The 15,164-nt window shown below is 31.2% G+C and carries 21 protein-coding genes and 2 tRNA genes; 17 read left to right on the top strand and 6 right to left on the bottom strand.

Annotation, left to right across the window (positions count from 1 at the left end; genetic code table 11):
- Complete coding sequence (locus D1869_RS00495; RefSeq protein ID WP_156013461.1) at window positions 1–561, bottom strand: nucleotidyltransferase; 561 nt, start codon at window positions 559–561, stop codon at window positions 1–3.
- A gap of 75 nt (window positions 562–636) precedes the next feature.
- On the opposite strand from D1869_RS00495, the gene D1869_RS00490 reads away from it, so the two are divergent.
- The 3 genes from D1869_RS00490 to D1869_RS00480 all read left to right on the top strand — a co-directional run bounded on the left by D1869_RS00490 (window position 637) and on the right by D1869_RS00480 (window position 2,533).
- Window positions 637–724, top strand: a tRNA-Cys gene (locus D1869_RS00490).
- Between the two features lie 40 nt (window positions 725–764).
- Complete coding sequence (locus D1869_RS00485) at window positions 765–2,390, top strand: thiamine pyrophosphate-binding protein (RefSeq protein ID WP_156013459.1); 1,626 nt, start codon at window positions 765–767, stop codon at window positions 2,388–2,390.
- Between the two features lie 68 nt (window positions 2,391–2,458).
- Window positions 2,459–2,533, top strand: a tRNA-Val gene (locus D1869_RS00480).
- Here the strand turns inward: D1869_RS00480 and D1869_RS15785 are convergent.
- Window positions 2,515–2,589, bottom strand: a complete 75-nt coding sequence (locus tag D1869_RS15785; protein ID WP_375781472.1) for a hypothetical protein — start codon at window positions 2,587–2,589, stop codon at window positions 2,515–2,517. The genes D1869_RS00480 and D1869_RS15785 overlap by 19 nt on opposite strands.
- Before the next feature lie 91 nt (window positions 2,590–2,680).
- The gene (locus tag D1869_RS00470; RefSeq protein WP_052846210.1) at window positions 2,681–2,908 is read right to left on the bottom strand and encodes a hypothetical protein; all 228 of its coding nucleotides are present in this window, start codon (window positions 2,906–2,908) and stop codon (window positions 2,681–2,683) included.
- Window positions 2,909–2,965: 57 nt separating this feature from the next.
- Between D1869_RS00470 and D1869_RS00465 the strand changes: the two genes are divergently transcribed.
- Together D1869_RS00465 and D1869_RS00460 are read left to right on the top strand one after the other, a co-directional pair.
- Entirely contained in the window at window positions 2,966–3,244 is a 279-nt protein-coding gene (locus D1869_RS00465) for a hypothetical protein (protein WP_156013457.1), read from the top strand.
- Between the two features lie 3 nt (window positions 3,245–3,247).
- Window positions 3,248–4,108 carry an NAD(P)/FAD-dependent oxidoreductase gene (locus tag D1869_RS00460; RefSeq protein WP_156013455.1) on the top strand — a complete coding sequence of 287 codons (861 nt, stop codon included), beginning with the start codon at window positions 3,248–3,250 and terminating at the stop codon, window positions 4,106–4,108.
- Here D1869_RS00460 and D1869_RS00455 read toward each other — a convergent pair.
- Both D1869_RS00455 and D1869_RS00450 read right to left on the bottom strand, forming a co-directional pair.
- The gene (locus tag D1869_RS00455) at window positions 4,068–4,937 is read right to left on the bottom strand and encodes a carbohydrate kinase family protein (protein WP_156013453.1); all 870 of its coding nucleotides are present in this window, start codon (window positions 4,935–4,937) and stop codon (window positions 4,068–4,070) included. The two genes, D1869_RS00460 and D1869_RS00455, sit on opposite strands and share 41 nt — an antisense overlap.
- Window positions 4,847–5,152, bottom strand: coding sequence for a hypothetical protein (locus tag D1869_RS00450; RefSeq protein WP_231113665.1), 306 nt, complete (start codon window positions 5,150–5,152; stop codon window positions 4,847–4,849). Before D1869_RS00450 ends, D1869_RS00455 begins: the two co-directional genes overlap by 91 nt.
- Before the next feature lie 144 nt (window positions 5,153–5,296).
- Between D1869_RS00450 and hxlB the strand changes: the two genes are divergently transcribed.
- Window positions 5,297–5,884 carry a 6-phospho-3-hexuloisomerase gene (gene hxlB, locus D1869_RS00445; protein WP_156015868.1) on the top strand — a complete coding sequence of 196 codons (588 nt, stop codon included), beginning with the start codon at window positions 5,297–5,299 and terminating at the stop codon, window positions 5,882–5,884.
- Window positions 5,885–5,923: 39 nt separating this feature from the next.
- The gene (cedB, locus tag D1869_RS00440) at window positions 5,924–7,738 is read left to right on the top strand and encodes a DNA import protein CedB (RefSeq protein WP_156013451.1); all 1,815 of its coding nucleotides are present in this window, start codon (window positions 5,924–5,926) and stop codon (window positions 7,736–7,738) included.
- On the opposite strand, the gene D1869_RS00435 is transcribed toward cedB, so the two are convergent.
- Complete coding sequence (locus D1869_RS00435; protein WP_010978135.1) at window positions 7,718–8,146, bottom strand: hypothetical protein; 429 nt, start codon at window positions 8,144–8,146, stop codon at window positions 7,718–7,720. The genes cedB and D1869_RS00435 overlap by 21 nt on opposite strands.
- Before the next feature lie 57 nt (window positions 8,147–8,203).
- On the opposite strand from D1869_RS00435, the gene argC reads away from it, so the two are divergent.
- The 10 genes from argC to D1869_RS00385 all read left to right on the top strand — a co-directional run bounded on the left by argC (window position 8,204) and on the right by D1869_RS00385 (window position 15,163).
- The gene (gene argC / locus D1869_RS00430) at window positions 8,204–9,253 is read left to right on the top strand and encodes an N-acetyl-gamma-glutamyl-phosphate reductase (protein WP_156013449.1); all 1,050 of its coding nucleotides are present in this window, start codon (window positions 8,204–8,206) and stop codon (window positions 9,251–9,253) included.
- A gap of 1 nt (window position 9,254) precedes the next feature.
- Window positions 9,255–10,040 (top strand): [LysW]-aminoadipate/[LysW]-glutamate kinase, encoded by a 786-nt coding sequence (locus D1869_RS00425; protein WP_156013447.1) that lies wholly within the window; start codon window positions 9,255–9,257, stop codon window positions 10,038–10,040.
- Window positions 10,040–10,462: an HTH-type transcriptional regulator LysM gene (gene lysM, locus D1869_RS00420; RefSeq protein ID WP_010978132.1), complete on the top strand. Its 423-nt coding sequence runs from the start codon at window positions 10,040–10,042 to the stop codon at window positions 10,460–10,462. Before D1869_RS00425 ends, lysM begins: the two co-directional genes overlap by 1 nt.
- Before the next feature lie 67 nt (window positions 10,463–10,529).
- Window positions 10,530–10,700 (top strand): alpha-aminoadipate/glutamate carrier protein LysW, encoded by a 171-nt coding sequence (lysW/argW, locus tag D1869_RS00415; protein ID WP_010978131.1) that lies wholly within the window; start codon window positions 10,530–10,532, stop codon window positions 10,698–10,700.
- Window positions 10,697–11,554, top strand: coding sequence for a lysine biosynthesis protein LysX (lysX, locus tag D1869_RS00410; RefSeq protein ID WP_156013445.1), 858 nt, complete (start codon window positions 10,697–10,699; stop codon window positions 11,552–11,554). The genes lysW/argW and lysX overlap by 4 nt, the downstream gene beginning before the upstream one ends.
- A complete protein-coding gene (lysJ, locus tag D1869_RS00405) occupies window positions 11,551–12,714 on the top strand; it encodes a [LysW]-aminoadipate semialdehyde/glutamate semialdehyde transaminase (RefSeq protein WP_156013443.1) in 1,164 nt (387 codons plus the stop codon). The genes lysX and lysJ overlap by 4 nt, the downstream gene beginning before the upstream one ends.
- Window positions 12,662–13,702: an N-acetyl-lysine deacetylase gene (locus D1869_RS00400; RefSeq protein ID WP_156013441.1), complete on the top strand. Its 1,041-nt coding sequence runs from the start codon at window positions 12,662–12,664 to the stop codon at window positions 13,700–13,702. The genes lysJ and D1869_RS00400 overlap by 53 nt, the downstream gene beginning before the upstream one ends.
- A complete protein-coding gene (gene uppS / locus D1869_RS00395; protein WP_156013439.1) occupies window positions 13,684–14,472 on the top strand; it encodes a polyprenyl diphosphate synthase in 789 nt (262 codons plus the stop codon). The genes D1869_RS00400 and uppS overlap by 19 nt, the downstream gene beginning before the upstream one ends.
- A 32-nt stretch (window positions 14,473–14,504) precedes the next feature.
- On the top strand, window positions 14,505–14,891 hold the full coding sequence (locus D1869_RS00390) for a 30S ribosomal protein S8e (protein WP_010978126.1): 387 nt from the start codon (window positions 14,505–14,507) through the stop codon (window positions 14,889–14,891).
- The gene (locus D1869_RS00385) at window positions 14,888–15,163 is read left to right on the top strand and encodes a signal recognition particle subunit SRP19/SEC65 family protein (protein ID WP_156013437.1); all 276 of its coding nucleotides are present in this window, start codon (window positions 14,888–14,890) and stop codon (window positions 15,161–15,163) included. The genes D1869_RS00390 and D1869_RS00385 overlap by 4 nt, the downstream gene beginning before the upstream one ends.
- Window position 15,164: the final 1 nt, after the last annotated feature.

The following is a 15,164-nucleotide window of genomic DNA, read 5'->3' as shown; positions in this document are numbered from 1 at the left end:
CTAAATTTTTATTCCTATTAAGGCAAGTCTATCTCGTATACTTTTCGAATTTTCTTCAAAAAGATCTATATGAGACTCTAAGTATTTTTTATCTATATTAAGCTTTCCTTCACCTATTAAGTAAACTATGGTTTTCAATTCGTCCTCATCTTCTTCTCTAAAAGCATTAGTTTTAAGTAAAATGTAATCTTCTAGTCTTACTATCTTAAATTTTTCTTTGCCTATTCTCATTTCAATAGCACTGTTTATTATTTCTTCTGGAACAAAAAAATCTTGAATATTTTCATACATATCTATCTGTAATTGGTCATCGTCTACTGAAGCAATAATTCTAGGTGTATCTATAGGTGTCTTACCGAAATCCCAACCTCTTTCAAAAGCGAATTCACGTATTTTATCTTCATCAACTAGTACACTTAAGCCAAGCATGAAGAGATCAATATCGCTATCGGTACCCTTTCTACCTAAACTTAAATCTACTATAGTATCACCTATTATTACAAAATCTGTTAGCCCTTTTATTTCGGCCAATATATCCCCTATTTTTGAAAAAGGAATCACTTTCTCACGCTCTAAAATGCATAAGTTAACATTAAAATATTTTAGCTCGATAGTGTAAAACATATTTGAATACATGCCGGGGTGGCCGAGAGGTTAAGGCGGCGGGCCGCAGAGTTTATTGCAGATACCCGTTATTTCGCGGGTTCAAGTCCCGCCCCCGGCTTATTTAAAAAATTTATACTTTACTTTGGTTGTATAATCTTGTGAGTCAACCCAAAAGAAAAGAGGAGACAATAGGAAGAGAAACAAAAGGAGACGAAGCGATTGCTTATACTTTTAAAGAGTTAGGAATCAAAGAAATATTTTCACCTTATAATCTTCCATCATTTTTGGCTGAAAGACTTAAACAATACGAAATTAATATAAATTATGCGTCAAGCACCAGAGAGGCTGTAATGTTAGCCGATTCCTATGCGAGGGAATATAATACGCTTGGAGTAGTTTTGCAATCCCCTGGTGTTTATTTAACTGAGGCTATTGATATAATAGCCCAAGCATTTATGGACTCTGTACCACTTCTGCTTGTTTCAACTCTAAGATCATATAGGGATACTGGTAGAAGTAGAATTGCTGAGTTGAAGACCCAAGATGATTTAATGAATATATTAGCTCCTATAACAAAGATGCGTGAAAGAGTAGTTAGCATAGAAGAAATAATAATAACTATAGAGAAAGGTTATAAGGAAGCATTAAGTAATAGAAATAGGCCAGTTTATATAGAAATAGCAGAAGATTTATTTAAGTTGAAAGCATATCCTTTATCTCCTGCTGAGCAGAAACCAGAAAAGAAAACACCAGATAAGACCACAGTAGCAAAGGTCGCGGAAGTATTATCAAATTCAAAATCACCAGTAATTATTGCTGGTTATGGTGTTTTAGCTTCTAACTCTTTTGATGAATTAAAAGAACTTGCTGAGTTATTAGATTCACCAGTTATAGCTACTTTTAGGAGCAAAGGAGTAATACCAGCATCACATCCGCTTTATGCTGGTGAAGGTCTAGGTTTATTTGCTACAGAAGAAGGAGGCAGACTGCTTGATGAAGCCGATGTGATACTAGCTTTAGGAACAAGATTTACACAACTCTCTACAGCCGGCTGGTCAATGAAATTCAAAGGCTATCTTATTCATAATAATGTTGATGGTGAAGATATAGGCAAAGTTTTTATTCCACAAATTCCAGTAGTAGCAGATACAGGTTTATTCTTAAAAGAACTGTTAACACAGCTTAAGGCTAAAATTAAGGAACCAATAAAGAGGGGTTCTGCTGATAAAATAAAGGTATATAGAAAAATACACATTTTAGATTCTCATGGAGGTTTATGGCCTTATGATGTAGTAAGGACTATTCAGCAATTCAAGTTTGATAAGATTTTCATAGATCTAACTGCTCCAACAATAGATTTTGTAAGATTGCCTATAGAGAAGCCTTTTAGTTGGATAGCTAGTGAATCCTTACTAGAAAGAAATATAGCTATTAGTGGTATCGTAAGGGCATCAAACAATAAGATTATAGGAGTTACAGACCTACAAGGGGTAATACAAAATCTATCAATCATTCAAAATAGGTTGAACAAGAGCCATGGAATTCTACTAATATTAAATGATAATGGAAGTACAACAATAGACGCAATCTCATCTGATATTCCAACTATAAGTAGAACTACTTCAAACCTTGATATTAAAGACGAAATTCTAGAGAAAAGTCTGGATGCTAAAACAATACAGAGTATTAGCGAGCTAAAAATGGAATTAGAAAACTTAGATGAAAATAAATTAAACGTACTAAATATAAAGATTGAACCCGATTACAAATCTGTGATGTTTTAATTTTTACTTTTTTGCTCGCTTAATTAGATTATAAGAAACTATATAAGGATAAAAGGAAAATATGGTATGGGCCCGTCGTCTAGTCTGGTTAGGACGCCACCCTCACACGGTGGAGATCCGGGGTTCAAGTCCCCGCGGGCCCATAGTAGGGCCATAGCTTCACACTCTCATTTTCTTTCAATTTTAGACAAGTTTCTATAACTTCAGCTAAAGGTCCGACGTAAGTCTCCTTTACCCATTGTTTATCATTTCAACTTATAGACATAATACCTCTTTTCTTTCGCATAATATTACACACCTATGGCTATAACATATCCTTCTTTAAAGTCAGCTATATCTGGGTCTAAATTTATTGCTTCAAGCTTTTGTTTAATATCTTGCAAATCTAATATTTTTACTGAAAACTCGGTAAAGATCTTTTTTGCTTCTTCATAGATCTTTTTTGCTTCTTCATAGCTTGTGGTATAAGCAAATATGCCTCCTCCTTGTAATATTGTTGAACCTAAAAAGGATTTCACTTGATATTATTGTATAGTCTTTCTTTTAAGTAATTCTAACATAGCTATCCATATAGGATGCTTAGAATAATAATTGGTGCTAATAGTAATATTGACATAACTCCTAAAATTATTGAAGCTTTAAAGGAAAGAAAAATAGAATTTATATTGGAATTAGATTTGTTAAGTAGATCATATATCGAGCTCGAGCTAGATAATAAGATCATAATATTACAATCTGAAAATGATTTAATGAGATTTTTAGATAATTTGAATGATAGAAAAGGTGATGATTCCAGTAATGGTAGCCTTACTTACACATCAGATAATGTTTTATCAAATCTTTTATTAATTTAGTTTGTGAAAATTGTTTTAGGTGGAGGGCTCTCTGGTTTATTTCTTGCCTCTAATAAGAAAGATTCTCTCATTATTGAAAATCAACCTAGGCTTGGTGGAGTTTTTACCTACGAGGAAATTCTTAACGTTAATATCCCATTTCATCCTCCATTAACTAATTATTCATGTGAATATTTTCAGACAACAGAAGTTAAGTTAAGAATACATATGAAAAAAGAAAATTATATACTTAGAAAGATTTATACTCATGAACTGCCTAAATGGCTAATTTTTAACGAGAAAATGTTTTATGTGACTAATTTAATTGAACTCATAGATAATTTATCTAAGAAAGTTAAGGTATTACATACTAATATAAAGAAGATAATCCAAAACAATAAAATAATTACAACAAATAATATGATCAAGGGAGATGAAATATTCGTTACTATATCTAGAAAATATATTGCAGATCTATTAGGAATTAAGAATGATAAGTTACGTAGTGTCTCAATGCTAGAACTAATAGTTATCGTACCAAAAAAAGATAGAGGTTGGGATGTTTATATTAATGGTGATAATGGTATATCTTATTCTCACATTATAAGTGCTTATTGGATTAGTAATGATTATGATATCTTATACATACTAATTCCGTTTACATCATCGCCACCTATATGGGATAAGATATTTAGTGATTTAAAGAGAGAAAATATACTCTTAAAAGACGAAATTTTAGCTTTTAGATCAAGAATTATAAGATATGCAATCCTTATTGGAGAAGACGATAATGTCTATCCTGAAAATATCAGGTTCTGTGGTAGACTAGGAAAGTGGAAGAATTTCACACTATGCGAAGCAATTCTTGATAGCCTAAATTGCTAAACCATTCTACGAATTCTTTAGCTTTTATTGCAGAACTTATGGGATCTACGTTATTTAATCTATAATAAAAATACGAGGCAAGAAGTATATCTCCTGTACCTGTTCTATAAGTACCAATTTGAGTTGGTTTAAAATATTTTTTATTAGCCATAGTATATAGTTCAAATCCTTCTTCATCATATGATATTAATAGTTCCTTAAAACCTAATTTAAATAAATCTTTAATAGAAAGTCCAGAGTTATTCAATTCTTCTATGTTACTATGAAATACTGTGTATAAAGGATTAGGAGGCAAGTTAGTAGAAGAATAGCTAATCTCTTCATTTATTTTACACGTTCTAATAAAACCTTGTATGTCAACCGCTATTGGCACGTTTACGTTTATATTTTCTAGGTTTACTTCGTTACATACAGGATTAATTAATATTCCATCAAAATAGTTATGCATAACCAGAAATTTGAAACTTATTTTATTATTCGTTTTTGATAATAATATTAATTTTCTAGAATTATTTTGAAATATATGCTTAAATTTTACCGTGTTATTATCATTTATTATTTTATATATTTTTAAAAAACTAGGAATTTGATGAAAGAAATCTTTACCTAAAATTGAAAGTATATAAGCCTCTCCTCCAAGCTTGTAAATTGCGAAACCAGAATATAATGGTGGTCCTCCTATTTGCTCTTTCTCATTAATCAAGTCTATGGTAAAATTCCCTATAATAAGAATTTTTATTACTCCTCCCCTTCTTCCTCTTCTTCCTCTGTACCTTTTATTTTTTCTTCCTCTTCTTCTTCCTCTTCTTCCTTCTTTGATTTTATCCAATAGTTAAAACTGTGAGCTTTTATATGCTCCTTTAAATCTTCTTTATTGAAGAAATAAGATCCTTGTTCTGGGATACCGCCTTTTTTGCATATTGGGGTGCAGTAAGGGCACGCGTAGAGTTTTGTTATCTCATCGTAACAAGCTTCTATTTTCTTCCCGTCTTCTAATTCTATGCTTATTATGGTCCATTTTGGAACCCATCTTGTTGACGACATAATAGTGTTATTTATCATGTAAAATATTAAACTTTAATTGCTACTTTATAGCAATAATGTTTTAAAGTAATCATGATATAGTTTAATTGGAGAAATAATTTGTCTTCATCCTCACTTCTCCAAGCCCCACTTAGTATAAAAACTATGTTCGATATTGCCGAATTCATTATAAGGGCCGCTCAAATGATAAAACCCGAACAAGTAAATAAAATGGTTGAAGTTCTAACTAATTTTTATTATAATAATAGAAATGGAAAAGTATTAGTCATGGGAGCTGGAAGGAGTGGATTAGTAGGAAGAGCTTTTGCAATGCGTCTTCTTCATTTAGGTTACAATGCCTATGTATTAGGTGAGACAATAGTTCCCGCAATTGGTGAAAAGGATATTGCGATTGCAATATCGGGTTCTGGTCGAACAAAGCTAATATTAACTGCTGCTGAAGCCGCAAAAGAAGCTAAAGCAACATTAATAGCAATAACAAGCTATTCAGATAGTCCTATTGCAAAAATAGCAGATGTAGTTGTTGAAATCCCTGGAAGAACAAAATATTCACAAAATGAGGATTATTTTGCTAGGCAAATTTTAGGAATTACTGAACCTTTAGCTCCCTTAGGTACATTATTTGAGGATACTACACAAATATTTTTAGATGGTGTAGTCGCTGAATTAATGATGAAGCTTAAAAAGACTGAAGATGATTTACGCGTAATACATGCTAATATTGAATTATAGTGATTATCTCTCTCTTTTTTAAGTAAATTATGCTTACATATGGCTGATAATATAAGTGAAAATCCTAAAGTTCTCATAATCTTTGTAATAATCCTTTTAATTTTAGGTGTTATTAGTAAAAATTTAATATTTTTTATTTTAGATATCTTACTCTTTTTTCTCTTTTTGATTATGTTAAAGAAGGGAAATTATAGAATTTTCAGTGACTTTATAACTACATATATTCGAGGTAAAATAAATAAAAATGAAGTAAAATCTGGGATAATTGTAAAAGATGGAATAATGAGAGATGAAGAACGTATAAGAGGCGTTCTTGTAGTAGATGACATTCCTTTTGATTATAGGGATTTAAGTGATGAAAGTCTAAGAAATAAGATAATATCATTTCATAAAGTTTTAGATGTATTAGGGGATATAGACATAGTATTTAAGAAGCAATCTATAGATAAAAATAAATTTTTAGAAAATTTATTTTTAAGAGCCCAAAATTTAAGAGTTATTACTGAAGCTGATCCATCTAATGAAAGAGCAAAGAATGAACTAGAAATTGTGCAGTCTATGATTAAAAAAATAAGTGAAGGAGAGACTCCTTTCAGATACTTAATATTCTTTATCATTAACTCTACCACAGAAGAAAATGTTTTAGCTTCTATCCAACTTCTAAGGAAGGGACTAGAAAGTTTAGGAATAAAAGCTAGATTAGCTACAAAAGATGAGATAATAAAATTATTTCAAGATAAAATTAAGTTAAAGAAGCAAGGTTTCCCAACTCAATTACCATTTTTATCCGTATTTTCATTACCTAAGTCACCAAAATTTGAGTTTTTTGAAGATGGGATCTACATAGGACGAGAAATAGGTAATAATAGAGCTGTTTTTTGGAACTATAAAAGTATGCTAAATCCTCATGTTCTACTTATTGGTCCAACTGGTGCTGGAAAAACAGAATTTTTAATAAGTTTAGGTTATAAAATTAATATATTTTCAAATATTCCAGTGATTTTTTTCGATATGAAAAGCGATATAAAAATAAGATTAAAAAAATACTATATACGCTTCAAAACTCTTAACCCTCTTGTATATAGTTTAGGTTTACTGAGAGTTGATGGCATTAACTTAGAATCTTATATATCACAAATAGAAGAAATATTATCAAACAGCTTTAAATTGGACAAGTATACCTCTTCTATCTTATACAAAGTAATAAAAGATGTATTTTATAGGTACACAAATCCTACATGGGATATTATTCTGGCTGAAATCGAAAAATTGGATATTCCTTATCAAGTTAAAACATATCTATATAGAATAATATCTCAAGTAAAAGAATTTGATATAGGTAAAGAAAACTCCTTAGTCGATATGATTAATGAGGATAGTATATATGTAATTGATCTTTCGCTGATAAAGTCTGAAGAAATTAGACGGTTAATAATGATGTCAGTACTAACTAAAATTTATAATAAATATAACATAGCTGATGATAAATTGAAAATAGCTATAGTTGTAGATGAAGCTTGGACTATAATAAAGGATTCTTCTGAGTACTCAATAATACTTGATCTTATAAAGAGAGGAAGAGGTTTTGGTATAATGTTATTATTAGCTACTCAGAATATAATCGATTTAGGAGATTATAGTGATATTTATTTACAAAATATAGGATTAATAGCATTTATGAATAATGGAGATAAAAAATTCTGGCAAGAAGTTTTAAGATTTGTAAACATATCTGATAAGGAAATTTCAAACGAATTATCATTCCTAGGAAGGGGTGAGGCTTTAATTAGATTTATAACAGATCCTAGACCGGTAGTAATTTCATTAGATACATTAATAAGAGACTCTCTCTAAAATAGATTGTAAAGCTGCCTTAATCTTATTATAAATTATCTCATCCTTAACATTTTTTATAATTATTTCTTTAAGTTCATCCCTTTCTAATACAATATCATAATCTATTTTATTTCTATTTTTTTCATTTTCTAGTATCTTTGTGAGTACATTAACATAAATTTTATTTATAGTAGTCTTTCCTTTAATTATTACCCTCATAATAGGGGGCATATAATATATTTCAGCTAATATTTCTCCTCTGCTACTTTTAAGAACATCCATGCTCCCCTTGTTTCCCTTTACTATACCCTTATAACCCTCTGCTTCAATTAAACTAAGTAAATACTCGTAAAACTCCAGTTCTTTCTTTAAATCAGCTATTTTTTCTTCTAAGAATTTCTTCAATTCGTCTGTTGTTATACTCATAATATAATACTATATATGCTTAAATTACTTATAATCCTATTGCTTTATGGTCAAAAGATGATAAGAGTTGCTGTAATAGGAGGTTCAGGTTATACTGGTGGAGAATTGCTAAGAATTCTGGCAGTTCACCCAAAAGTAGAAGTAACGTATGTAACATCTAGAGAATATGCTGGTAAACCCATAACATTAGTACATCCAAATTTAAGAGGATTTTACAATATGAATTTTTCACAGTTTTCATTTGATAAACTAGGAGATAAAGCGGATGCTGTATTTCTAGGGTTACCGCACAAAGTTTCATTAGAATATGTACCAAAAATTCTAGAAATGGGAATTCAAGTAATTGATTTAAGTGCAGATTTTAGGTTAAAAGATCCTACTCTATATAAAATATGGTATGGTTATGAACATCCATACCCAGATTTGCTGAAAAAAGCTGTGTATGGCTTACCAGAACTTCACTATGAAGAACTTAAAAATGCAAAACTTATCGCTTCTCCAGGCTGTAATGCTACTGCAACTATATTAGCTGGCGCTCCTTTAGTTGCATCAAGTCTATTAGAGACCTACAAATTAATCAGCGATGTAAAAGTTGGAAGTAGTGAAGGAGGTGCGAAACCTCATGAAGGTAGTCATCATCCAGAAAGACAAAATGCAATAAGACCTTATGAGGCCGATGGGCATAGACACGCAGCTGAAGCTGAGCAAGAACTTAGTTTAATAGCAAAAAGGGATGTAAAAGTAAGTTTGGTTCCTCACGCCGTTAGTAGTGTGAGAGGTGCTTTGGCTTCAGTTCATGGTTGGCTAAGTAGTGATATAAGCGAAATGGATATGTGGAAAAAATCCATAGAATTCTATAAAGGAAGAAAATTCATACGTATAATAAGGAGTAATATTCATCCTTATCCAGATCCAAAATTTGTTATAGGTAGTAATTTTGCAGATATAGGTTTTGCAATAGAAAAAAGAATGCAAAGAATAACAATGTTTTCTGCAATAGATAACTTGATGAAAGGTGCAGCTGGTCAAGCAGTACAAGCCTTTAACATATCAAGAGGTTTTGAAGAAGATGAGGGTTTAAGAATACCTCCTCTGAGGCCTGCTTAAAATGATAGTTGTAAAAGCCGGAGGAAGAGTAATAAAAAATAATTTAGATGGGATTATTGAAAGTTTATCTAATGTAGGAGAACAAGCTATATTTGTTCATGGTGGTGGAGACCAGGTAACTGAGACTTCTAAGAAACTAGGAATAGAACCAGTATTTGTAACTTCACCAGAAGGAATAAGAAGTAGATATACATCTAAAGAAGAATTAGAAGTTTTTATAATGGTTATGAGTTTGATTTCAAGACAAATAGTATCAAAATTAGCTCATAAAAAGAAAGTAATTTCACTAACTGGTGCTGATGGTAACTCTGTAATTGCAGAGAGAAAGAAAAAAATAATAATAATAGATGAAAGAGGAAGAAAAAGAATAGTTGATGGTGGTTATACTGGGAAAATAAAGAAAGTTGATTCATTAGTAATCTCAGATTTGTTAAAGAGTTTTGATCTTCTAGTTTTTGCTCCCCTGGCATACGATCCAGAAGAAAAAACATTACTTAATGTTGATGGAGATCAAATGGCTTTTGCAATTGCTACTGCTATGAAAGCTGATACTTTAATACTTCTAACTGATGTTGAAGGAGTTTTAGTTGATGGAAAAGTAATAAGTAAGCTCACGTCTAAAGAGGCTAAAGAATTATCTAAAAGAATAGGACCCGGTATGAACAGAAAACTATTAATGGCCGGAGAAACTATTGAAAATGGAGTTAAAAAAGTAATAATCTCCTCGGGTCTTGTGCAAGACCCAATTTCAAATGCATTACAATTAAGGGGAACGGTGATCATGTAATGGCGGATGTAGATGAAAGTGATTTAAAAATTCTTGAAATATTAAGGAAAAATGCAAGAACTCCATACACTAGTATAGCTAAAGAGCTCAAAATTAGTGAAGCGGCAGTAAGGAAAAGGATTGAAAAACTAATAAAAATGGGTGTAATTAAGAGATTCACTATTGATTATGAGCTAGAAAATGAAATAAGAGCTATAGTTATGGTAAAAACTAATCCACAAATCCCAACACCAGAAATTTCTAAAAAAATAATAAAGATTCAAGGAGTAGAATTTGTATATGAGACAACTGGAGATTATGACATTTTAACAGTAGTTAGGGGTACTAACATCTCCTCAATTAATAAAACAATAGATGATATAAGAAGCCTTCAAGGAGTACTAAGTACAAATAGTACAATAGTTCTTAGAGTCTGGTTTTAAAATCGAACCATTTATTTTCATAAAAGCTTATCAACTACTTACTTTTTATGATATATTTGATCCAAAAATGGTAGTCCTAAAGTGCCCCGTATGTAATGGAGATGTAAATGTTCCAGATGACGCATTGCCTGGAGAAATAGTTGAGCATGAATGTGGAGCTCAATTAGAAGTATATAATGATCATGGAAGACTCGCACTAAGATTAGCCGAGCAAGTAGGAGAGGACTGGGGAGAGTGATCTTAGGGGTAATATATGATCTCCTAAGATGGGAAGAAAAAAATCTTATACAAGAAGCGAGGAAATTAGGACATACTGTAATTCCAATATATACTAAAGATTTTTATTATTTTTATAATAATGATAGTAATGAAACATTAGGAGATCTTGATGTTATAATACAAAGAAATACTTCTCATGCTAGAGCAGTAATAACATCCACTATATTTGAAAACTTAAGTTACAAAACTATTAATGACTCCTCAACTTTAATAAAATGTGAAAACAAACTTTACACCTTATCGTTATTATCAAAGCATGGGATAAGAGTTCCTAAAACAATAGTAGCTTTTTCTAAAGAAAAAGCCTTAGAACTTGCAAATAAACTAAGTTATCCTGTTGTAATAAAGCCAGTTGAAGGTAGCTGGGGTAGGATGGTAGCCAGAGCCACTGATGAGGATACATTAAGGAACTTTTTAGAGTATCAAGAATATACTACGTTACAATTTAGATATATTTATTTAATACAAGAATTTGTGAAAAAACCCGATAGGGACATAAGAATATTCACCATAGGTGATGAGGCACCAGTTGGAATTTATAGAGTGAATTCGAGGAATTGGAAAACAAACACAGCTTTAGGTGCTAAGGCAGAACCTTTAAAGATAGACGAAGAATTACAAGATCTTGCATTAAAAGTAAAAGATATAATAGGAGGATTCTTTCTAGGTATCGATGTATTTGAAGATCCAGAAAGAGGTTATATAATTAATGAAGTAAATGGAGTGCCAGAATACAAAAATACTGTAAGAGTCAATAATTTTAACGTATCAGAGTATTTAATTAGAAAAATTGAAGAGTGGATTAAAAAATGAAGTTCATTCAACTTTATGGAGATAGAGGACTGACTATAGTAAAAGGAGAGGGTCAGTACGTATGGGATATTAGTGGAACAAAATACTTAGACCTTCATACGGGAATTGGTGTAGCCTTTTTAGGACACAGAAACAGAAGGGTTATAGAATATTTATCAAGACAAATGGAAAATATTATGACTTTGTCTACTTCATTTTCTACCCCTATCAGAGACGAAATGCTAAAAGAACTAGACCCTTTAAAACCAGATAAGATGGATAACATTATTTTATTAAATAGCGGTACTGAAGCTGTTGAAGCTGCTCTGAAAACTGCTAGGAAAATAACTGGTAGGAAAAAAATAATAGCTTTCAAAAATTCATTTCACGGAAGAACAGCAGGTTCCCTTTCAGTTACATGGAATAAAAGATATAGAGAACCTTTTGAACCATTAATGTCACCAGTACAATTTCTAACTTATAATAATATAGATGAATTAAAGAACATAGATGAACAAACAGCTGCTGTAATAGTTGAACCAATTCAAGGTGAATCCGGAGTGATTCCAGCTAATGAAGACTTCATGAAAGCTTTAAGAGAACAAACACAAAAAGTAGGTGCTTTGTTAGTAGTTGACGAAGTTCAAACAGGTTTTGGAAGAACTGGAAAAGTATGGGCTTATCAACATTATGGTATTATTCCAGATTTGTTAACAGCAGGAAAGGCAATTGGGGGAGGTTTTCCAGTTAGTGCTTTATTTCTGCCAGATTGGATAGCGGAAAAATTGGAAGAGGGTGATCATGGTAGTACTTATGGAGGAAATCCAATGGCTATGGCTGCAGTTACTGCGGCATCGAAAGTTTTAAAGGAAGACAATGTAGTAGAACAAGCAAGCATTAAAGGAGAGATATTTAAGAAAATTCTCCGGGAAAAACTTAGTGATTTGAAATCAGTGAGGGAAATTAGAGGTAAAGGCTTGATGATAGGTATTGAAATTAGATTTCCACCAGCAATTGCATTAAAAGTTATGCAAGATGAAAGAGTTTTAGCCTTAAAAGCTGGATCAACAGTTATAAGATTTCTTGCACCATACATGATTACACAAAGCGATATGGAGGAAGCATCAAATGCAGCTAGAAAAGGAATTATTGAGACGGAAAATAAAAGAGCTACTACTTGAAATACTTTCAATTTATACTCCTTCTGGCGAAGAAGAAAGAGCTAAAGATTTTTTTGAAAAAGTCTCAAAGGAATTTAATCTTAATCTTGAAATTTCTAAATCTAAGTCGTATTTCCTAGGAAAAGGGGATATACTCTTAGCATCACATATAGATACAGTTCCAGGATTTATACAGCCTAAAATAGAAGGAGAAGTTATATATGGTAGGGGGGCTGTTGACGCAAAAGGTCCTTTGATTGCTATGCTTTTGGCAACTTATATATTAAATGAAAAAGGGTATAAAGTTCAATTTGCTGCACTAGCAGATGAAGAAGGAAAAAGTAAGGGCGCAAGGGAATTAGCTAATAGTGGTATTAGGTACAATTATATTATCGTAGGGGAACCCAGTAATACTTTAGATGTTATAGTGGAATATAGGGGAGTATTGCATTTAGATATATTATGTAGAGGAAATTCTCAACATTCTTCTTCATCTAAAGAGAATTTGATAGTTGACTTATCGAAAAAAATTCTAGAAATATATAGAGAACCAAGTAACTATGAGAATTTTTCTATAGTACCTACCATAATAAAATCTGGTGATTATATAAATATGACACCTTCAGAAGGGTATTTACATCTAGATATAAGATACTCGATTAAAAACTCTAAGGATGAGATTCTAGCTCTTATTCATAATGAGTTTAAAACATGTGATATAAAAATAGTAGAAGATATAGAACCAGTGAAAGTTGATGTGAATAGTAATATTGTTAAAGCAGTTATGCGAGGCATAATAAAGCAAGGGTTTAAGCCAAAACTAGCTAGAAAAGCTGGGACTAGTGATATGAATATATTAAAAAATATAGCAAAAGAAATAGTAACCTATGGACCTGGGAATTCTACGTTAGAACACACAAATAATGAAAAGATTTCTATCGATGAAATATTTATAGCTTTAACAACTTATATCAATGCGATAGAAGAATTATGTTTAAAGAAAAAGTAGGGAAGATTATACTATATCCAGTCTATAAGTTCTATGAAAAAATTTTATGGAATGAGATAAAAAATGGTCCATTTCCTCAACACGTTGGAATTATTCCAGATGGGAATAGGAGATGGGCAAGAGCCAACAACTTAAGTATAAATGATGCATATTATAATGGTTACAGAAAGTTAAAACAAGTGTTATTATGGTTACTAGAGATGGGTATAAAAAATATAACGGTATTTGCACTTTCAACAGAAAATTGTGATAAGAGATCAAATCTTGAGCTTAATACAATATTTAACTACATTAAGGCAGGATTAGAAGAGTTACTCTATGGCGAAATAATTTACAAATATGAAGTTAAAGTAAGAGCAATAGGTCTAATATATAAACTTCCCTTAGACCTATTAGAAGTACTAAATCAATTAAGTAAAAAAACTGAGAATTTTAACAAGAGGAAGCTTACTCTTGCAATCTGTTATGGGGGAAGACAAGAAATAATTGATGCTACCAAAAAAATTATTGCAGATTACGAGAAAGGAAAAATAAAACTAGATGATATTAATGAAAATATATTTAGGCAATACCTTTATGATAAAGAGCTAGAAGACATAGATCTAGTAATTAGATCTTCTGGTGAAATACGAATAAGTAATTTCCTTTTATGGCATATAGCGTATTCAGAACTCTTTTTTGTAGACACATATTGGCCAGACTTTAGAAAGATAGACTTATGGAGAGCAATAAGATCTTATCAAAAGAGGAAAAGAAATTTCGGTGCTTAAATTTATAAGCTACCTCCTTAAATAAGTTTCGTATGGGATATTTTCAAGGTAATGATTTTAGGAAAATAACTGGTGGTAAAAAAGGAAAACATAGAGATAAAAGGAAGTTTGAATTAGGTTCTCCTCCTACTGAAACAAAACTTAGTACTGAGGAGTTAATAGAAAAAGAAAGAGGTATGGGAGGAAATATAAAAATAAGAGTGAAATATGCCACGTTTGCAAACATATATGACCCTCAAGAAAAGGTAAGCAAGAAAGCAAAAATATTATCAGTTATAGAAACTCCAGCAAATAAGGAGTATGCTAGAAGAGGAATAATTGTAAAAGGATCAATAATTCAAACAGAATTGGGAAAAGCAAAGGTAACTTCTAGGCCAGGTCAAGACGGAACAATAAATGCTATACTGATTAAAGAATGAGCTTAAGAGACTATAAAGGGGAAAAAGTAGCCATATGGTTAGCTTATTTTTTAGCTAGTAGTAGGGGTAAAGGAAGAAAAATTAGAAAAATTGGAGAAAAAAGAATTGATTTTAATTCTTTGCTTATTATTTGTCAAAAGCTTGGCCTAGATCCTGTTCCATTTCCAGATAAAATCCATCCTGCAACTGGTATTCCAGGTTTAATTATGGTAAATAAAATAGAAGGAAAATACAAGATTATTAAAATGATTATGAAAGAATTTTTAAAATAAT

It is taken from the genome of Sulfurisphaera ohwakuensis (assembly GCF_009729055.1).
In the GTDB taxonomy this organism is placed as follows: Archaea; Thermoproteota; Thermoprotei_A; order Sulfolobales; family Sulfolobaceae; genus Sulfurisphaera; species Sulfurisphaera ohwakuensis.
Note: the sequence above shows the minus strand (reverse complement) of the source record. Positions and strands in the feature narration are given on the sequence as shown.